General features: G+C 72.4%; 13 protein-coding genes and 1 tRNA gene. 7 read left to right on the forward strand and 7 right to left on the reverse strand.

What is annotated here, in order from left to right:
* The first annotated feature begins 307 nt into the window (after positions 1 to 307).
* Entirely contained in the window at positions 308 to 5,197 is a 4,890-nt protein-coding gene (locus HF995_RS10055) for a hypothetical protein (protein ID WP_210727390.1), read from the forward strand.
* Positions 5,198 to 5,553: 356 nt separating this feature from the next.
* On the opposite strand, the gene mscL is transcribed toward HF995_RS10055, so the two are convergent.
* The 3 genes from mscL to HF995_RS10070 all read right to left on the reverse strand — a co-directional run bounded on the left by mscL (position 5,554) and on the right by HF995_RS10070 (position 7,094).
* A complete protein-coding gene (gene mscL / locus HF995_RS10060) occupies positions 5,554 to 5,991 on the reverse strand; it encodes a large conductance mechanosensitive channel protein MscL (protein WP_168447682.1) in 438 nt (145 codons plus the stop codon).
* 65 nt (positions 5,992 to 6,056) lie between these two features.
* Positions 6,057 to 6,746 (reverse strand): CpaB family protein, encoded by a 690-nt coding sequence (locus HF995_RS10065; protein WP_168447683.1) that lies wholly within the window; start codon positions 6,744 to 6,746, stop codon positions 6,057 to 6,059.
* Between the two features lie 96 nt (positions 6,747 to 6,842).
* Positions 6,843 to 7,094, reverse strand: a complete 252-nt coding sequence (locus HF995_RS10070) for an FmdB family zinc ribbon protein (protein ID WP_168447684.1) — start codon at positions 7,092 to 7,094, stop codon at positions 6,843 to 6,845.
* A 192-nt stretch (positions 7,095 to 7,286) separates the two neighbouring features.
* On the opposite strand from HF995_RS10070, the gene HF995_RS10075 reads away from it, so the two are divergent.
* The gene (locus tag HF995_RS10075) at positions 7,287 to 9,944 is read left to right on the forward strand and encodes a penicillin acylase family protein (protein ID WP_168447685.1); all 2,658 of its coding nucleotides are present in this window, start codon (positions 7,287 to 7,289) and stop codon (positions 9,942 to 9,944) included.
* Positions 9,945 to 10,048: 104 nt separating this feature from the next.
* Here the strand turns inward: HF995_RS10075 and HF995_RS10080 are convergent, their stop codons facing one another.
* Positions 10,049 to 10,696 (reverse strand): 5-formyltetrahydrofolate cyclo-ligase, encoded by a 648-nt coding sequence (locus HF995_RS10080; protein ID WP_168447686.1) that lies wholly within the window; start codon positions 10,694 to 10,696, stop codon positions 10,049 to 10,051.
* Between the two features lie 73 nt (positions 10,697 to 10,769).
* On the opposite strand from HF995_RS10080, the gene HF995_RS10085 reads away from it, so the two are divergent.
* From HF995_RS10085 to HF995_RS10105, 5 genes are all read left to right on the forward strand, one after another.
* On the forward strand, positions 10,770 to 11,690 hold the full coding sequence (locus tag HF995_RS10085; protein ID WP_168447687.1) for a UTP--glucose-1-phosphate uridylyltransferase: 921 nt from the start codon (positions 10,770 to 10,772) through the stop codon (positions 11,688 to 11,690).
* A 7-nt stretch (positions 11,691 to 11,697) separates the two neighbouring features.
* Positions 11,698 to 12,924, forward strand: a complete 1,227-nt coding sequence (locus tag HF995_RS10090) for a molybdopterin molybdotransferase MoeA (protein WP_168447688.1) — start codon at positions 11,698 to 11,700, stop codon at positions 12,922 to 12,924.
* Positions 12,921 to 13,535, forward strand: a complete 615-nt coding sequence (locus HF995_RS10095; protein ID WP_168447689.1) for a GNAT family N-acetyltransferase — start codon at positions 12,921 to 12,923, stop codon at positions 13,533 to 13,535. The genes HF995_RS10090 and HF995_RS10095 overlap by 4 nt, the downstream gene beginning before the upstream one ends.
* Positions 13,536 to 13,604: 69 nt before the next feature.
* Positions 13,605 to 14,732, forward strand: a complete 1,128-nt coding sequence (locus HF995_RS10100; protein WP_168447690.1) for a hypothetical protein — start codon at positions 13,605 to 13,607, stop codon at positions 14,730 to 14,732.
* 88 nt (positions 14,733 to 14,820) lie between these two features.
* Positions 14,821 to 14,893 (forward strand) — tRNA-Ala (locus HF995_RS10105).
* 77 nt (positions 14,894 to 14,970) lie between these two features.
* Here the strand turns inward: HF995_RS10105 and ald are convergent.
* The 3 genes from ald to HF995_RS10120 all read right to left on the reverse strand — a co-directional run bounded on the left by ald (position 14,971) and on the right by HF995_RS10120 (position 19,932).
* Complete coding sequence (ald, locus tag HF995_RS10110) at positions 14,971 to 16,092, reverse strand: alanine dehydrogenase (RefSeq protein ID WP_168447691.1); 1,122 nt, start codon at positions 16,090 to 16,092, stop codon at positions 14,971 to 14,973.
* Positions 16,093 to 16,204: 112 nt separating this feature from the next.
* The gene (locus HF995_RS10115; protein ID WP_286189520.1) at positions 16,205 to 18,199 is read right to left on the reverse strand and encodes an ABC transporter ATP-binding protein; all 1,995 of its coding nucleotides are present in this window, start codon (positions 18,197 to 18,199) and stop codon (positions 16,205 to 16,207) included.
* A complete protein-coding gene (locus HF995_RS10120; RefSeq protein WP_168447692.1) occupies positions 18,199 to 19,932 on the reverse strand; it encodes an ABC transporter ATP-binding protein in 1,734 nt (577 codons plus the stop codon). The genes HF995_RS10115 and HF995_RS10120 overlap by 1 nt, the downstream gene beginning before the upstream one ends.
* Positions 19,933 to 20,045 lie beyond the last annotated feature (113 nt).

Consider the following 20,045-nt stretch of genomic DNA (forward strand, 5'->3'; position numbering starts at 1 on the left):
ACGACGCGTCACCTCGTCGTTCGAGCCGTGCCCGCGTGGCCGGGGTCTCTCAGGCTCCGCACAGACAAGATCTGGCGGCTCACGGCGCGTTGACACCGGGTGAAGGAGCGTGCAAGATCATCCATGACGGCGCGCATCGCCTGCCCCCTGCGCGGTGCGCGCTGTCCCTCATTCTTGGCCCTCGAGCCGGACCCCACCCCCTTTTTCTGGCCGTGGGTGTCCCATGTCTCGGGCCTCGGAACCCACCCTGCGGCGCGTCACCCCCACTCTCACCCCGCCGCCGGTTAGCGTTTCCAACGTGAACGTCATGGCCAGCAACCAGCGCCCCGAGGGGGAGCAGCACGCCGGCGCCCCGAACGCGCCCGTGATCGTCGCAGCGCCCACGACCTCTCAGATCGTCGCGCGGTCCGTCAGCGCCTGGCGCACCGCGCTCGCCGCCCGCGCCGGCGGCTCCTCGCTCGCGGACATCCGCCTGCTCGGCGACGCTGTGCTCGACCTCACCGCAGCGCACCCGTCAGGGATCGCACAGCTCTTCGCCGGTCGCCCGACCCAGCTCGCGAACATCTTCCGCGAGGGCATCTCCCTACCCACGGCGCGGCGTCGGGCACGGGCGGTCGCAGCACGCGCCAAGGAGCAGACCGAGCGCTACGGCATCGCCCCGACCTACCTCGCGATCGGCGTCGCCACGTGGACCGAAGAGGTCGGTGACGAGTCCGCGAACGACGTCGCGGCGCTCGCCCGCATCGCCGGCGCGGCGCCCGGCCCGTCCGGGGCGTCCGAGTCGGAGCCGCGCGAGTCGCGGCGCACCGTCCGCGCCCCCGTCCTGCTGCGCCCCCTGCGGCTCCAGGCCCGAGGCTCCGGGGAGTCCGACTACGAGCTCATGCTCGAGACGTCCGCCGAGCTCAACCCCGTCCTGTCGCGCGCGCTGCGCTCGCGCGGCGCGCTGCTCGACCCGGTCGCGCTCGCGCAGTCGGCCTTCGACTCGGGTGCGTTCGCGCCGAGCATCGTCACCGACCGTGTCCACGCGCTCGGCTCTGCCGTGCTCACCGACTTCACGCTCACCGAGAAGCTCGTCGTCGGCTCGTTCGTCCACCCGGGCCAGGCGCTCGTCGACGACCTCGACGAGCTCTCTGGCCTCGACCACCACGAGGTCGTCGCGGCGCTCGCGACCCTCGCCTACGAGGACGAGCACGTCCGGGCGCACCCGCCGACACGGACGTCGGTCCTGCCCGCCGAGGACGGCGACGACGCGGACGACAGCCAGGGCGCCGACCCCGAGCCCTTCGACGAGGTCCACGACGACGTCGCGTCCACGGTCGCGCGCGCGTTCGTCCCGCAGTCCTTGCCCGAGGTGCGCCAGGGCGACGAGGATCCGGCGGACGAGCGGGGCGTCGGCGACCTCGATCCTGCCCAGCGCCACCTGATCGACGCCGTGACGACGGGACGCCACGTCTTCGTCGACGCGCCCGCCGGCGCGGACGTCCCCGGGACCGTCGCGGCACTCGTCGCCGACGCCGCCGCCTCCGGCCGCTCCGTCCTCTACGTGCCCGGCCACCGGCGCGCCGCCGAGCAGGTCGTCGCACGCATGGACAGCCTCGGGCTGTCCGACCTCCTCATGGACATCGAGCCGTCGCCCACCTGGCGCGCGGGAGTGTCCCGCCGGCTCCTCGCCGCGATGACGCTCGAGCCTCCGTACATCGACCGGCACGCGCTCGGGCGCCTGCGCGCCGACCTGATCGACACCCGCCGCCGCCTCGCCGGGTACATCGAGTCGCTCCACCTCGTGCGACGCCCCTGGGGCGTCTCGGCGTACGACGTCCTGCAGGCGCTCGCCCGCCTGACCGCCGCACGACCGTCACCCTCGACGCACGTCCGCCTCTCCCCGGCGACCACGACCGCTCTGACGGGCGAGGTGCGCGAGAACGCGATCGACACGCTCATCCGCGTCTCAGAGCTCGGGGCCTTCACGATCCGGCCCACGTCGACCCCCTGGTACGGCGCAGACCTCATCGAGGACGACGCAGCCCGTGCCGCGCACACGCGCGCCGAACGGCTCGCGAACGACCTCCTTCCGCGCCTCGACGCGCAGATCGAGCAGGTGCGCGCGTCGTCGGGCCTGGTCGAGCCGACGTCGCTGCGCGCCTGGGGCGAGCAGCTCGCGATGATCGCCGGCCTGCGCACGACGCTCGACGTCTTCCAGCCGATCATCTTCGAGCGGACCGCCGCCGACCTCGTCGCGGCGACCGCGACGCCGAAGTGGCGCACGCTCAACGCCCCCGAGATGACGGGCCGTCAGCGCCGCCGCCTCGCCAAGCAGGCCAAGGACATGCTGCGCCCCGGCACCCGGGTCGACGACCTGCACGGCGCGCTCGTCAAGGTGCAGGCGCAGCGTGAGCAGTGGACGGCGATGTGCCCGGGGGGCGGCTGGCCGCGGCTCCCCGAAGGTCTCGCCGTGATCGAGGCGACCTACCGCGAGGTCCTCGCCGACGTCGAGGCGCTCGAGCCCGTGCTCGCGTCGACCCCGGCAGGCGGCGGGCTCCTCGACATGCCTCTCGCCGCGCTCATCGAGCGCACCGAACGCCTCGCGGCGGACCGCGCCGCGCTCGACACGCTCCCCGAGCGCACCGCGCTCCTGCGCGACCTGCGCGCCGCGGGCCTGTCCGCGCTCGTCGACGACCTGCACGACCGGCACGTCTCGAGCGGCCTCGTCGGCCCTGAGCTCGAGCTCGCCTGGTGGTCGTCGGTGTTCGAGGAGATCCTGCGCCAGGACGTCGCCCTCGCCGCGTACGACGGCGCAGCGCTCGAGGCACTCGCGGCCCGCTTCCGCGAGCTGGACCGCGCGCACGTCGCCGCGCTGCCCGGCCCTGTCCTGACCGCCGCGATCGGCGAGGCGACCCTCGCGATGCGCAAGCACCCGGAGGACACCGAAGAGCTCTTCGCCGAGCTGCTCGAGGGCCGCTTCACGGGCCTGCGCGACACGACTGCCCGATACGGCCACCTGCTGCGTTCCCTGCGTCCCGTCACGGTCGCGTCGCCGACGCTCGTGCCGCACGTCCTGCCCCCGACCCGGACGGTCGACCTCGTCGTCCTCGACGCGGTCCAGCACCTCCCGGCCGAGCTCCTCGTCCCCGCGCTCGCGCGCGGCCGGCAGGTCGTCGTCATCGGTGACGCCCGCTCGGCCTCGGGCGCGGCCGTGCGCGACCTCGCTCGCATCCTCCCGACGGTGCCGCTACGAGCGCAGGTGTCGTCGCGTGACCAGGAGCTCGTCGAGTTCCTCACGACGCACGGCTACGGCGACGTGCTCCGGCCCACGCCGCTGCCCGTCTCGCGCGACCTGGTCGACTTCCAGACCGTCGACGCGTCGGGCATGCCCGACGCCGCGACGGGCACGGTCCAGACGACGCAGGGCGAGGTGGACCGGGTCGTCGAGCTCGCGATCGAGCACGCGCTCGTCCGGCCCGAGGAGTCGCTCGCGATCATCACGCTGAGCGAGCTGCACGCGGACCGGGTCCGCGAGGCGCTGCTCGGTGAGGTCCGCCGCAACCCGGCGCTCTCGTCGTTCTTCGACCCGGCGACCCACGAGCCGGTCGTCATCGCGGACCTGTCCGCGGTCGCAGGTCTCTCGCGCGACGCCGTCGTCATGTCGGTCGGCTTCGGCCGCACCCCGCACGGTCGGGTCCTGCACCGCTTCGGTGCGGTGTCCGAGCCTTCGGGCGAGGCGATGCTCCTCGACGCGCTCGGCGTCTCGCGCGCCCGGCTGACCGTCGTCTCGTGCTTCGGGTACGAGGACCTCGACCCCGAGCGTCTGCGCAGCCCGGGCGCGCGTCTCCTCGGTGACCTCCTCGAGTTCGTCGAGCGGCGTGCGGCCGAGGGGCCGCGCTCGATGCTCGCCGGTGGCATCGAGACGGACCTCAACCCTGACCGCCTCGTCATCGACCTTGCCGAGCGCCTGTGGCGTGCTGGGCTCCTCGTCGAGACGGACTTCGGCATGCGTGGCGGAGAGCGGATCCCGCTCGTCGTCGGCCACCCGGACCTCCCGGACCGGATGCTCGTGGCCGTCCTGACCGACGACGCCGCGTACGTCGCGGAACCGTCCGTCCGCGTGCGCGACCGTCAGCGCGCCGAGCGTCTCGAGGCGCTCGGGTGGACGGTCGTCCAGGTGTGGTCGGCTGCCGCGTTCCTCGACCCGGTCAAGGAGGCGAGCCGTATCCGGCAGGTCGTGCTCGACGTGGCCGCGAGCTTGTTCGAGCAGCCGATGTTCGGTGGCCGTGATGCTGCGAACGTCCCGGTGACGCTCCCGGCGATCGTGGACCCGATCGAGCTCGAGACGCCCGTGGCGGCTGCGCCGGCCGCGGCCGTAGCACCGGGCGCCCTCGACCCTGTCGAGCCCGGGACCCTGGAGCCGGAGCGCGCCGAGGCTGAGCCGGTCGAGCCGGTGGAGCTGGGAGCCGAGGGAGCGCCCGAGGCGCCCTCCGCCCGGCACGTGGACGATGCCGCCGGAGCGGCACCCGTGTCCGGACCCGCCGACGGGATCGTCACGCCGTCGTTCGCCGCCGCGGTCTCCGGAGAGACGCCGCGCGCGAACCCGTACGCGCCCGGCTGGGCCACCCCGGCGTGGGCGCCCGTCTCGGGAGAGACAGCTGCCGACGCGTCGAGTGCGGCCTCCGCGCACGACGTGCCCGGCGGCGTCGCGGGCCCGGCTGGGTCGGTGCTGTCGGCGGGTTCCGTCCGTTCGAGCGTGTCGGGGCGTAGCGCCGTGTCCGCGCTCTCGGCTGCGTCGACCGTCGCCGACGAGACGCCCGACGCAGAGGCGCCAGCGCCCGTCGAGGCCGACGCCGCGTCGCCAGGCTCGGCGTCCGAGGTCGTCGAAGGGGCTCGGCACACCGGTCCGGACGCAGTGATGCAGGGCGGTTTCGCGATGGTCGGCGGGGTCCAGGTGGACCTCGTGACGGCGGCGTCAGACACGGCTGTCGAGTCCGTGCGCACCCCGCGCCCCGACGTGCAGCCTGGCCTGCCGATCAACGCGTACGGCGACAACGAGATCGACGAGCTCGCCGCATGGATCAGGTCGGACGGTATCGAGCGCGACGCCGAGCAGCTCGCGGGCGCCCTGCGCGCCGAGCTCGGGGTCGTGCGCCGGTCGAACCGTGTGGACGCGGCCGTGAACGCCGCTGTTCGTCGCGCGCTCGGCTCCTGACCCGCGAGGGCTGGGATGATGGGGGCGTGAGCCCGCACGATCCTCGACCTGACCAGCCTGCGCCCGTCCCACCTCCGGGGGGCGAGGGTGCCCCTCGCAAGCCCCGCCGCGTCGTGCGGCGGGGGACCGAGACGGCAGAGGTCTCAGGGATCAGCGCCGACGAGCGCGGCGAGGGATGGTCCGAGGGCGCCGGGCGCGAGAGCGACGACGCCCATCTGTTGAGAGACCTGCCTCCCCACTGGGGTGGCGCCGGCTACCGCGACTGAAGGTCGTGCGACGCGCAGCCCCGAGACATGACGAAGGAGCGAGCCGACCCCGCGCGGGGTCGGCTCGCTCCTTCGTTCGTGCTGTGTCCCTCAGAGGGAGGGCAAGGTCCCCGGCGTGGTGCTGGTCCCGCCACCGTTCTGCTGCTTGAGCAGGTCGCGGATCTCCTGGAGCAGCAGGATGTCCTCGGACGGAGCGGCCGGCTCCGCGACCTCGCCGCGCTTGCGGGCTGCCGCCAGCTTGTTGATGGGCAGGATGATCACGAAGTAGATGACGGCCGCGACGATGAGGAAGTTGATGATCGCGTTCAGCACGAGGCCGGGCATGAACACCGAGTCGTTGATCGTGAAGGAGCCGACCGACGACAGGTCAGGAGCCGCGAAGAACGCCGCGATGAGCGGGTTGATCACGCCTTCCTGGATCTTCGCGACGATGCCCGAGAACGCGGTGCCGATGATCACGGCGACGGCCAGCTCGATCACGTTGCCGCGGAGGATGAACTCCTTGAAACCGTTCAAGGTCTCCTTCATGCGTCGTCTCCCTCTGGGGTTCGTCAAGCCTTGGTGCGTCCTCGTGGACGTCCCTCTCGTCAGCATCATTGCACGATCACCGCGCCGACGTAGCCCGAGACGGAGGCGTCCACGAGGGCGAGGCCCTCGTCGGGTCGGACGGCGACGAGCACGGTCGTCGTCGCCGAGCCCGTCCCGGTCGCGGGCCCCAGGAGCCCGCTCCCGGACGAGGTCTCCCGGCCCGCGCGAGAGGGCAGCACGAGGGCGCTGCGGGCCACGATGCGCGTCTGCCCGTCGCCGTCGGCCGTGCGACCGCGCACGAGGTTCACCCGGTCGCCGGGCTTGAGCGCGGCTGCCACCGCGGGGTCGGTCAGGGTGACCGGGACGACGACGTCCCCGTCACGTGCGAGCCCGTGCGCTGGCGAGCTCGCGAGCATCGACGGGCACAGGAGCGTCCCCGCGGGCAGGGCGACGACGAGGGTCTCGTCCTCGATCTCGCCGGGCGTGGTCACGGCGCAGGCCGGGCCGAGGTGCGTCGGCAGGCGGGCGATGGTCAGGGCGAGGCGCTCGCCGGGCGCGGTGTCCCGGGCGAGGGCGACGGCGGGACGCGTCGGTGCGTCGGGGACGCGCAGGGCGCCGACGACCGCGGCGGTCGTCGCGCCGAGCGCGAGGCACGTCGCGGCGACGCGCCACCGCCACAGACGGGTGCGCAGGAGCTGCCGGCGGCGGGCGCTCTGTGCTGTTCGGTCAGGTCGGGGCGTGGCGTGCGGAGGCATGCGGCGACGCTAGGGCGGCGATGGTGTGCCGTGTCCGCCAGGCCACGGACGTGGGGACGACGGTCCCCGTGGGTCACCCTGTGGGCGACCGCGGGCTCAGGACGCTGCGGGCGTCGAGGACGAGCCGCCGGAAGGCTTCGACGGTGCCGCAGGCACCGAGCTCTTCGAGCCCGACCGCGAGTCGGTGCGGTAGAAGCCCGATCCCTTGAACGTCACGCCGACGGTGCTGAAGATCTTGCGCAGCCTGCCCGAGCACTCCGGGCACACGGTCAGGGCGTCGTCGCTGAACGACTGCTGGATGTCGAAGCTGTGACCGCACGCGGTGCAGGTGTACGCGTAGGTGGGCACTGGCGGAACTCCTCAAGGACGGCGACGTGTCGTGCTCCGAGCGGGATGCCGGCGGGGACCTCGGCGGCGCGCCGACCGGTCGGCCGCCTCTGGCACTCCAACTCTCCGAGTGCTGATTCTAACGTGCCAGGCCCACGCCCGTCCTGACGGCTTCCTCACACCTCGATCGAGGCCACGGGCTAGGCTCGGCCTGTGCCCAGTCGTGCCCGCGTCCTTCGTCGTTCGCTCATCGCCCTCTCGGCGCTCGTCCTGATCGCCCTGGTCACCGCGAGCGTCGTCGTCGTCGGCGCCGTGCGCCGACCGTTCCCCGCCACGTCGGGAGACGTGCCGATCGCCGGGCTCCAGGCCGAGGTCACCGTCGAGCGGGGCCAGCAGGGCGTCCCGCAGATCACCGCGACGTCGAGCGCCGACCTCTTCCGCGCCCAGGGCTACGTCCACGCGCAGGACCGCTTCTTCGAGATGGACTACCGGCGGCACGTCACCTCGGGCCGGCTCGCGGAGCTCGTCGGGGACAACCCCGACGCGATCGCCGCCGACCGCGTCATCCGCACCTTCGGCTGGCGGCACGTCGCCGAGCAGGAGTGGGCGCTCCTCGACGAGACGACGCGTGCCAACCTCACCGCCTACGCGGCGGGCGTCAACGACTACCTCGCCGGGCGCGGTACGTCGTCGATCGCGCTCGAGTACACGGTCCTCGGTATGCAGGTCGACGTCTCGGCACCTGAGCCCTGGGACCCGATCGACTCGGTCGCGTGGCTCAAGGCGATGGCCTGGGACCTGCGCGGCAACTACGACGAGGAGCTCGACCGGGCGGCCACCTTCGGCATCGTCGGTGACGTCGATCAGGTCGAGCAGCTCTTCCCCCGCTACGCGAGCACCGGCAACGCCCCGATCCTCGACCGTGACGAGCTGACGGCGCAGCACGCGGCCCGCACCGCGGGCCAGGGCCAGGCGCAGGGCAGCACGGGAGCCCGCACCGCTGCGGAGGGCGCCGCTGCGCACGACGACGTGCCGTGGGGCGACGCGTCGCTCCAGGATGCGGTCGCGTCGGCCGCAGCCGCGCTCGCGGCCGTCCCGCAGACCGTCGCGCGCGGCGAGGGGACCGGCTCCAACTCGTGGGTCGTCTCGGGCGACCTCACCGCGACGGGCAAGCCGCTGCTCGCGAACGACCCGCACCTCGGGCTCGCGGCGCCCAGCATCTGGCACCAGGTCGGCCTGCGGTGCGCACCCGTGTCCGACGCGTGCCCGTACGACGTTTCCGGGTTCTCCTTCGCGGGCTTCCCAGGCGTCATCATCGGCCACAACGCCTCGCTCGCGTGGGGCCTGACCAACCTCGGCGCGGACGTCACCGACTTCTTCATCGAGGCGATCAAGGACGACACGTACCTGCGCGACGGCGACTGGCAGCCGCTCACCCTGCGCGAGGAGACGATCAAGGTCAACGGCGGGGACGACGTCGTCATCACCGTGCGCGGCACCGCGCACGGACCCGTCGTCTCCGGCGAGCTCGGTGACGTCGTCGCCGCGCTGCGCACCCCGACCGGCACCGCACACGGCTCGGGCCAGACGTACGGCGTCGCTCTCGCCTGGACCGCCCTGTCGCCCGGCCGGACCGCAGACGCGGTCTTCGCGCTCAACCGCGCCCAGGACGCGGCCGACGTCGCCGCAGCCGCAGCACTGTTCGCCGTGCCCTCCCAGAACATCGTGTTCGCGACGGTCGACGGGCACATCGGCTACCAGGCGCCGGGGCAGATTCCCGTGCGCGCCACCGTCCCCGGGTCTGCCGCCTCCGACGGCACGTGGCCGCGACCTGGCTGGGACTCGCGCTACGACTGGACGGGATTCGTCGCCCCGGAGGACATGCCGGCCGTGCTCGACCCGGCCGAGGGGTTCATCGTCGCGGCCAACCAGGCTGTCGCCGAGCGCGGCGTCGGGCCGTTCCTCACCTCCGACTGGGACTACGGCTACCGCTCCGAGCGGATCCGCGCCCTCATCAAGGGACAGGTCGAGTCGGGCTCGCCTGTCACGGTCGAGGCGATGGCTGCGCTGCAGTCCGACGTGTGGAGCCCGTACGCCCACCTGCTGGTGCCGGCGCTCCTCGACGTCGATCTCGCGCCGGGCTTCCTCTCCGAGGGCCAGGACCTGCTGCGCGGCTGGGACCACGAGATGGACGCCGACTCGGCCGGCGCCGCGTACTTCGCGGCGGTGTGGTCGCACCTCCTCGAGCGGACGTTCGGCGACGACCTCCCCTCCTCGATGCAGTCGGCGGGCGGGAGCAGGTGGCTCGCGGTCGTCGACAGCCTCATGGCCGACCCGACGTCGCCGTGGTGGGACGACCGGCGGACGGTCAACGTCGTCGAGACCCGCGACGAGATCCTCAAGGACGCGCTCGAGGGCGCACGCCTGGAGCTCACCACGACGCTCGGCAAGAACCCTGCCGAGTGGCAGTGGGGCAGGCTGCACCAGCTTCGCCTCGCCCACCCCGTGCTCGGCGGCGACAGCGTCCCTGCGCCCGTGCGCATGCTCGTCAACCCCGGCGCTGAGCAGCTTGCAGGAGGCTCGTCGATCGTCAACGCGACCGCGTGGGACGCCTCGGCGCGCCACACGGTCACCGGCGCGCGCGACTTCTCCGTGACGGCGGGCCCGTCCATGCGCATGGTCGTCGACCTCGCCGACCTCGACGCGTCACGGTGGGTGGTCGTCACGGGCGTCTCGGGTCATCCCGGGCACACCCACTACGCCGACCAGCTGGGCGCGTGGGTGCGCGGGGAGACGTTCGCGTGGCCGTTCAGCCCGGCTGCAGTCACAGGTGCGGCAGAATCGACCCTGGTGCTCGAGCCCGTCGAGTAGCCGCGGCAGGCGCCCAGGGGCACGGCTCGGGCCCGGGCGGGCTCCGCGGCCGTCGGCGACGGGAGCAGACCGCTCCCGCGACCCACGAGGGTGCGAGCCTCCCGCTAGACCTGCGACGTCGCGGCGATCGCCGTCCAGCCCGACGGCGTCGCGATCGCGTCGACAGGGACGTCGTGCGGCTCGTGGGGGATCGGCCGCTCGGCGGCGTCGTAGATCTCCTCCGGGAACACCATCGCGACGACGAGCGCGTCCGGACGCTTGTGGCTCAGGGCGCGGTCGTACCACCCGCCGCCCTGGCCGAGCCGCATCCCCGTCGTGTCGACGGCGAGCGCGGGCGCGATCACGACGTCGGCCTCCTGGAGGGCCTCCGGGCCGTGCGACTCGGTTCCCGGCTCCGGCGGGCGGCCGGGCGCCCGCTCCTGGAGGTCGTCGGCCCCCGCGTACGGTGCCCAGCCTCGCTCGAGCCCAGCGCCCAGCACGGGAAGCAGGATGCGCACCCCACGCTCGGCAAGACGCTCGATCAGCGGCAGCGTGCCGGGCTCGTGCGGGCGCGCGACGTATGCCGCGACGCACCTCACGTCGGCGAGCTCGTCGGCGGACGCGAGGACGTCGGCGAACGACTCTGCGGCCTCCTGCCGCAACCGCGGGGACCGCTGCTGACGGTTCGAACGGATGGCAGCCCGCAGCGCGTTCTTCGCGTCCTCGATCTCGAGGGCCGCGTGGATCGGGTAGGGCTGTGTCGCTCCGTTCATGCCTCCAGTGTCTCAAAGTTCTGTGTGCATCCGGTCAACTGCGGATCCCGAGGACCGCGGCTAGGCTCTCGGCATGGCGATCACCAAGGCAGTCATCCCTGCAGCAGGACTCGGCACCCGGTTCCTCCCCGCGACCAAGAGCACCCCCAAGGAGATGCTCCCGATCGTGGACAAGCCGGCCATCCAGTACGTCGTCGAGGAAGCCGTCGCAGCAGGTCTCGACGACGTCCTGTTCATCACCGGGCGGTCCAAGCGCAGCCTCGAGGACCACTTCGACGGGGTCCCCGAGCTCGAGGCCAACCTCGAGGCCAAGGGGGACGACACGCGGCTCGAGGCGGTCCAGGAGTCGACGCGGCTCGCGGACATCCACTTCGTGCGCCAGGGCGAGCCGCTCGGCCTCGGGCACGCCGTGCTGCGAGCCAAGCACCACGTGGGCCGCCAGCCGTTCGCAGTCCTCCTCGGCGACGACCTCATCGACGCGCGCGACCCGATCCTCCCCGTGATGACGGCGATCGCCGAGCGCACCGGCGGGTCCGTCGTCGCGCTGCTCGAGGTCGACCCGGCGCAGATCTCCATGTACGGGTGCGCGGCCGTCTCGCCTGTCGCCGAGGTGGGCGACGGCCTCGACGTGCCCGCAGCCGACGTCGTCCGTATCGACGCGCTCGTCGAGAAGCCCGCGCCCGAGGACGCGCCGAGCAACCTCGCGATCATCGGGCGCTACGTCCTGAGCCCCGCCGTGTTCGAGGTCCTCGAGCACACGAAGCCTGGCCGCGGCGGCGAGATCCAGCTGACCGACGCGCTCGCCGAGCTCGCCCGCATGCCTGCTGACCAGGGCGGCGGCGTGTACGGCGTCGTGTTCCGGGGGCGGCGCTACGATACGGGCGACCGCCTGGACTACCTCAAGGCCGTGGTGCAGCTCGCGTGCGACCGTGAGGACCTGGGCGGCGACTTCCGTGACTGGCTCGAGGGCTACGTGAGGACGCTGCAGCCGTGATGCGATCGTGAGACCGGTCCAGACCCACCTCTCGGAGGCGCTCGCCGCGCTGCGCCCCGTGCCACCGCTCGACGTCGTGCTCGCGGACGCGGCGGGGTGCATCCTCGCCGAGGACGTCCTGGCGCCCGCGGACGTGCCCGCGCGCGACGTCGCGCTCCACGACGGATACGCCGTCCGGCACGACGATGTCTACGGCGCTGCCGACGGCGGCGCGGTGTCGCTGCCCGTCGTCCAGGACGTGTGGTCGGGTGCGGTCGAGCCCGTGCGGCTCGTGCCGGGGCAGGCGATCCGGGTGAGCACGGGCGTGCCCGTGCCGCTCGGCGCGGACACGGTCCTCCCGCTCGAGGTGACGGACCGCGGCACGGCGACCGTGCGCGTCCTGCGCCCCTCGCCGGCAGGCGCAGGGGTGCGCCACGCCGCGGCCGACGTCGTCGCGGGCCAGGTCGCGATCGCGGCAGGGGTGCGCCTGGGCGCCCGGCAGATCTCCCTCGCCGCGGCGCTCGGCCGCCAGCGGCTGCGGGTGCACCCGCGTCCGCGCGTCGTCATCCTCCCCGTCGGGTCCGAGCTCATCGAGCCCGGCCGCCGCGGCGACGGCGTCTACAACGCGAACGGGCAGGCGCTCGCGATCGCGGTGCAGGATGCGGGCGCGGTCGCGATCCCCGTCGCTGCGGTCTCCGACGACCGCGCGACGCTACGAGAGATGATCGAGGACCAGCTCGTGCGCGCCGACCTGCTCATCACGACGGGCGGCCTGTCCGAAGGGACGCACGACACGCTCAAGGACGTGCTGGGGCCGCTCGGCACGGTGCGGTTCGACCACGTGGCCGTGAGCCCCGGCCGCCACCAGGGCTTCGGGATGCTCGGCGAGGGCGAGGGGCAGGTCCCGATCTTCGCGCTGCCCGGCCAGCCCGTCGCCGCACAGATCTCGTACGAGGTGTTCGTGCGGCCCGCGCTGCGCGCGATGGCAGGCAAGGCCGACCTGTTCCGGCCGTCGGTCGCCGCATACGCCGACGTCGCGTGGAGCAGCCCGGCCGACGTGCGGCAGTTCGTCCCCGCGCACCTCGTGGGGAGCCCCGACGAGGGATACCGCGTGACGCCGGTCGGCGACCCGGCGACGCTCGACCAGCTCTCGCTGTCGGCGCTCTCCGACGCGAACGCGCTCGCGGTCGTGCCCGAGCACCAGACGTTCGTCCAGCTCGGCGAGCGCGTCAACTGCCTGGTGCTCGAGGGATGACCCGCGGCTGGCCCGTGGTCCTGCGGGACGACGGTCCTGCGGGCAGCGTCGTCCTGCGTCCCCTGCGTCGGTCGGACGCCGCGGCCTGGACGGACATCCGCCTGCGCAACACGGCGTGGCTGACCCCGTGGGACGCGACCACACCCGAGGGCCACTCGACCCCGCCCGGCACGTTCGCGTCCTACGTCGCCGCGCTGCGCCGGCTCGCGCGGTCGGGCACGACCCTGCCCTTCGGCCTCGAGGTCGACGGTGAGCTCGTCGGCCAGCTCACCGTCTCGAGCATCACGTACGGCTCCTTGTGCTCGGCGAGCATCGGGTACTGGATCGCGCGCGAGGCTGCAGGTCGCGGCGCCGTGCCGACCGCCGTCGCGCTCGCCGTCGACCACTGCTTCTCCGTGCTGCAGCTGCACCGGATCGAGGTCAACATCCGGCCCGAGAACGGACCGAGTCTTCGCGTCGTCGAGAAGCTCGGCCTGCGGGACGAGGGCCTGCGCGAGAGGTACCTCCACATCCAGGGGCGGTGGTGCGACCACCGCACGTTCGCCCTCACCGCGGAAGAGGTCCCGGGCGGCCTGCTGGCGCGCTGGCAGGCCGCGCGCGAAGAGCGTTAATGACAACGGTGTAAGACACGCCGCGTCGCGTGCACGGCCAGCCGAGCGCCCTCGCATACCGTCTCAATGGTGGAACCAATTCCAGGCGGGGCCGGGATCCTGGCCCTTGTCGGGTTGTGGGTCGCCTACCTGCTGCCGCAACGGACGCGTCACCGCGACCTGCTCCTCGAGGCGAGGTCGGACGACCGCTTCTCGGGTGCGATGCGGATCCTCGCGGTCGCACGACCGGCTCGGACCTTCGTGACCGAGACCCGGGACTGCGGACCGGGACAGCTCAAGCACGATCAGCTGCTCACGGGCTCGATGCCCGCGGTCAGCGCAGCACAGATCGCCGGACGCGCGAAGGGAGCGCAGGACATGGATCGACCCACCACGGGTGCTCAGCGCACGGTGTCGCCGGCCGGGCGTACCCGACCTGTGTCCGCACGTCCCGTCACGACCTCGCGCAGCAGCGACGCCGCCCGCGAGGCCGCGGCGATGCGCGCACGGCGCGCGGCCGTCGCCGAGCAGCGTGCTGCCGCCGCGAAGCGCCGTCTCGCCCTCACGCTCACGCTCCTGTCCGCCTCCGCGATCGCCTGGACCGCGGTCTCGGCGTTCTCGATCCACGTCGCGATCCCGTCGGTGCTGACGGCGATGCTCGGCGGCGTGCTCGTGCTCGGCCGCCGCGCGGTCGTCGCCGGGCGCCGAGCCGACGCGACCGTGGCGGTGAAGGCGCGCTCGGCGTCCTCCCCGGCGCCGGTGCGACCGTCGGTCACGGGGCGCGCCGTCCACGCGAGCGACGTCAGCACCCAGATGATCTCCTCGGACGCGGTCCGCGCGGTCGTCGCGCGCAGCGCCGAGGCTGCTGCGACGGCGTCAGCGACCGAGGTTGTCGCTGCCCCTGTGTCCGCAGAGGACGCTGCGACGACCACGGCGGTCGAGGTCGACGCTGCTCCCGCGCCCGAGAACGTCGTCGCGGAGGGCGGCGAGCTCGCAGGGTTCTCGCTGCCGCGCCCGACCTACACGATGAAGGCCGCGGCTCCGCGCCGCGAGCCGGCACCGCTCCACGAGGACGACGTGACGACGCCGAGCAACGCGTCTGAGCGGGCGAGCAGCGCGAGCGTCGCGAGCGCGGAGGAGTCCGAGACTGTCTCGACCGAGGGCCTCGGGCTCGACCTCGACGCGATCCTCGCTCGTCGTCGTGCGTCGGGCGAGTGAGTCGGAGCCACCCGGACGGGCGGCTCCTTCAGCCCGACGCGGATGTGCAATCCACGTGGTGCAGGTGCTAACCTAGGTAACGCTTCACGGGGCTATGGCGCAGTTGGTAGCGCGCTTCGTTCGCATCGAAGAGGTCAGGAGTTCGAATCTCCTTAGCTCCACCGGAAGCCCAGAGGGACCGTCTCACCGAGACGGTCCCTCTGGCGTTCTCCGGCCAGGTGGCCCCGGGGCGGCGCCGTCAGAGGCGGTGGGCGCGGGCGACCACCTCGTTGCGCACCTCGCCGGCGTGCGTCGTCAGCCCGGCCCTGAGGCCCGCGAGGAGCGCGGCCCGCCGCGGGTGCAGGCCGTGCGCAGGATCGCGGCCCTCGACGATCGTGTCGCCCACGTTCGCGAGCTCGTGGAGGTACGGGAGGGTCGCGTTCGTGAGCGCACGTGTCGACGTGACCGGGACGGCGCCGGGCATGTTCGTCACCGCGTAGACGGTCGTCCCGTGGACGCGGTACGTGGGTGACTCGTGCGTCGTCGGGCGGGAGACCTCGGAGCAGCCGCCCTGATCGATCGCGACGTCGACGAGCACCGACCCGGGGCGCATGCGTGCGACGAGCCCCTCGGAGACGAGGTGCGGCGCGCGAGCGCCCGGCACGAGCACGGCGCCGATCACGAGGTCCGCCTCGAGGAGCAGCGGCTCGATCTCCCACGGGTTCGACATCGCGGTGCGCACGTGGCCCGACAGCTCGGCGTCGATCGCGCGCAGCGCCGCCGCGGAGACGTCGACGACGCACACGTCGGCGCGCATGCCTGCGGCGACCTGCGCGGCGTTGCGGCCCACCGTCCCGCCGCCGAGCACGACGACCTTGGCAGGCGGCGTCCCCGGCACGCCGCCCATGAGCGTGCCGCGTCCGTGCGGCCGCATGAGCTCGACCGCGCCGACCTGCGCGGCGATGCGACCCGCGACCTCGCTCATGGGGGCGAGCAGGGGCAGCGAGCCGTCGGGCGCGGTCACCGTCTCGTACGCGACGGCGGTGACCTTGTGGTCGATCAGGGCGCGCGTCCCCGCGAGGTCAGCGGCTGAGTGCAGGTAGGTGAACAGGAGGAGCCCGTCGCGCATGAGGGGGTACTCCTGGGGCAGCGGTTCCTTGACCTTGCAGATCAGGTCGGCGCGGGCCCACACCTCGGCCGCGTCCGCGACGACGGTTGCGCCGGCCGCACGGTACTCGTCGTCGGAGAGCGCCGAGCCGACGCCAGCGCCCGACTGCACGACGACCTGATGGCCTGCGCTCGTCAGCGAGTGGACGCCGGCGGGCGTCACGGCGACGCGGTACTCGTGGACCTTGATCTCGGTCGGAACTCCGATGCGCACGCCAGTCCTCCGCTCACACGAACCGCTCTTGCTCACACGGTAGACCTGCGCGGACGGACGCGGACAGCACGGAGGGCGGAACGCCGCAGCGCACCGCCCTCCGTACCTGTGCTCAGGCCGACACTCCCTCGGGGGCGTTCGGGTCGCCGGACGTCGACCCCTTGAACTGGCTCTCGTACAGCGCGTGGTAGACCCCGCGCCGCTCGAGCAGCTCGGTGTGCGAGCCCTGCTCGACGATCGCGCCGTGCTCCATGACGAGGATCGTGTGAGCGTCCCGGATCGTCGAGAGCCGGTGCGCGATCACGAACGACGTGCGGTCTGAGCGCAGCGCCGCCATGGCGTGCTGGACGAGCAGCTCGGTGCGCGTGTCGACCGAGGACGTCGCCTCGTCGAGGATGAGCAGCGACGGCTGCGCGATGAAGGCCCGGGCGATCGTGATGAGCTGGCGCTCGCCCGCCGACACGCTGCCGCCGTCGGCGTCGATGACCGTGTCGTACCCGTCCGGGAGCTGCCGGACGAAGCGGTCGACCATCGTCGCCCTCGCCGCCTCGACGACCTCCTCGTCGGTCGCGTCGAGCCGGCCGTACCGGATGTTCTCCCGGATGGTGCCCTCGAAGAGCCACGCGTCCTGGAGGACCATGCCCGTGCGTCCGCGCAGCTCGTCGCGCGAGAGGTCCCGGATGTCGACGCCGTCGACCAGGATGCGGCCGCCACCGAGCTCGTAGAAGCGCATGACGAGGTTGACGAGCGTCGTCTTGCCCGCGCCGGTGTGCCCGACGATCGCGACCGTCTGTCCCGGCTCGACCGTGAAGGACAGGCCCTCGATGAGGGGCTCCTCGGGGTCGTAGCTGAAGGACACGTCCTCGAAGACGACCCGGCCGTGCGCGGCCTCGGGGAGCGTGGCGCGCACGTCCTCCGGCTCCTGCTCGTCGGCGTCGAGCAGCTCGAACGTCCGCTCCGCCGACGCGACGCCGGACTGGAGCATGTTGGCGATCGAGGCCATCTCGCTCACGGGCTGCGTGAACTCGCGCGAGTACTGGATGAACGCCGTCGCGTCGCCGAGCGTGATGCTCCCCGATGCGACCCGGAGCCCACCTGCGACCGCGACGAGTACGTAGGACAGGTACGAGATGAAGGTCATCGCGGGCATGATCATGCCCGACACGAACTGCGCCCCGAACGACGCGGAGAACAGCTTGTCGTTGCGCGAGTCGAACTCCTCGAGCATCTCCTCGCCGCGGCCGTACGCCCGGATGAGCTCGAGGCCCGAGTAGGACTCCTCGACGTGCCCGTTGAGGGCGCCGGTGTGCTTCCACTGCGCTGCGAAGAGCTTCTGCGACCGCACACCGATCACGCCTGCGACGATCCCCGAGAGGGGCAGCGCGACGAGCGCGATGAGCGCGAGCTGCCAGGAGACGACGAACATCATCACGGTGATGCCCAGGACCGTCATGAGCGACGACACGAGCTGGGAGAACGCTTGCTGCAGCGCGGCCTGGATGTTGTCGACGTCGTTCGTCACGCGGGACATGAGGTCGCCGCGCTGGCGGGTGTCGAAGTAGCTCAGCGGGAGCCGGTTGAGCTTGCGCTCGATGTCCTCGCGGAGCCGGAAGACGACCCGCATGACGAGCCGGTTGAGCAGGAACCCGTTCGCCCACATGAGGAAGGACGCCACGACGTACATCGCGAGGACCAGGAGGATCAGCTCGGCGAGCCGGCTGAAGTCGATGCCCTGTCCCGGGATCACGTCGGTCGCGGCGAGCATGTCCGCCTGGCGGGTCTCCCCGGCGGCGCGGAGCTGCTCGACGAGGACGTCCTTGGGGACGCCGGCAGGCAGCGACTTGCCGAGGAAGCCGTTGAAGATGACGTCCATCGCGCGGCCGAGGATGCGCGGGGCGACCACCGTGAGCACGACCGACCCGACGACGAGCACCATGACGATGCTCATGAGGACCTTCTCGGGAGCGAGCAGGCCGACGAGCCGCTTCGCGGAGGGCCAGAAGTGCTTCGCCTTCTTGGCAGGCGGCCCGTCGCCGAACATCCCGCCGTCGGCCTCGCCCGGCTGGAACTCCGTCTCGTCCTGGACTGCGACGTTCTCCTCAGCCATCAGGCCACCTCCTCCGCACTCATCTGGGACTCGACGATCTCGCGGTACGTGTCGTTGCTCTCGAGGAGCTGCTCGTGGCTGCCTGTGCCGACGACCCTGCCGCCGTCGAGCACGACGATCTGGTCGGCGGAGCGGATCGTGGCGATGCGCTGCGCGACGATGATGACCGTCGTGTCCGCCGTCGCGTCCGCGAGCGAGGCCCGCAGGCGGGCATCGGTCGTGACGTCGAGCGCGGAGAACGAGTCGTCGAACAGGAGCACGCGAGGCTGCCCCACGAGCGCCCGGGCGATGCAGAGGCGCTGGCGCTGGCCGCCGGAGACGTTCGTCCCGCCCTGGGCGACGTTCTCCTCGAGCACGTCAGACTTCTCGCGGACGAAGTCCGCGGCCTGGGCGACGCGCAGCGCCTCCCAGAGCTCGTCCTCGGTGGCGTCGGGCTTGCCGAACCGAAGGTTCGAGGCGATCGTCCCGGAGAACAGGTAGGGCTTCTGCGGGACGTAGCCGACGAGCGTCGCGATCTGCTCGCGGGACAGGTCCTGGACCCGCGTGCCGCCGATCGACACGGTGCCCGACTGCGCGTCGAACAGGCGCGGGATCAGGGAGAGCAGGGTCGACTTGCCGGAGCCGGTCGACCCGACGATCGCCGTCGTGCGGCCCTGCGGGGCCACGAAGGACACGCGGTCGAGGACCGGCAGCTCGGCGCCGGGGTAGCCGAACGTCACGTCGTGCAGCTCGACGTCGCCGCGCGAGGGCGTGGGCGCGTTCCCGGTCGCGACGAGCATCGTCGGCGCGGTGACGAGGAGCTCCTGGACACGCTCGGCGGAGACTGCGGCACGCGGGATCATCATGACCATGAAGACGCCCATCATGACGGCGACCAGGATCTGCAGGAGGTACTGGAGGAACGCGGTGAGCGCACCGACCTCGATCAGACCCGCGTCGACGCGGTGGCCGCCGAACCACAGGACCGCCGCGGTCGCGAGGTGCAGGATCATCATGATCACGGGGAACATCAGGACGAACAGGTTGCCGACCCGCACCGAGACGTCGGTCAGCCGGAGGTTCGCCTCGCGGTAGCGCTCGGACTCGAAGGTCTCGCGGACGAACGCGCGGATGACGCGGATGCCGACGATCTGCTCGCGCAGCACGCCGTTGATCCCGTCGATGCGCTCCTGCATGACGCGGAACAGCGGGAGCAGCTTGACGACGAGGAACGTCACGACGACGAACAGGAGGGGCACGGAGACCCACACGAGCCACGAGAGCCCGGGGTCCTCACGGAGCGCCATGACGATCCCACCGACGCACATGATGGGCGTCGAGACCATGAAGTTGAGCGTCATCAGCACGAGCATCTGCACCTGCTGCACGTCGTTCGTGTTGCGGGTGATGAGGGTCGCGGTGCCGAACCGGCTCACGTCGAGCGTGCCGAGCGAGTCGACCTTGCGGAAGACGTCGCGGCGAAGGTCGCGGCCCACAGCCATCGCTGCGCGCGCACCGAAGTAGATGCCGGCGATCGCAGCGGCGACCTGGACCAGGCACACGAGGAGCATGCGCACGCCGGTCGACCAGATGAAGTCGGTGTCGCCCTGGGCGACGCCCTGGTCGATGATCCGAGCGTTGAGGCTCGGCAGGTAGAGCGACGCGATCGTCGCGACGGACTGGAGCACGACGACGGCCGCGACCCAGGCGTAGTAGGGGCGCAGGTACGCCAGCGCGAGGCGGAGCAAGGACACGAGGGCCTCCGGCAGGTGGCGGGGGTGGGGCTTTCGAGCGGCCCGGAAAGGCTACCTTCGAGCCTCCCACGAGCACCCGACATTTATCCCCGACCCAGGTATGGACCTAGGTT

Source organism: Sanguibacter hominis ATCC BAA-789 (assembly GCF_012396185.1).
Classification (GTDB): domain Bacteria; phylum Actinomycetota; class Actinomycetes; order Actinomycetales; family Cellulomonadaceae; genus Flavimobilis; species Flavimobilis hominis.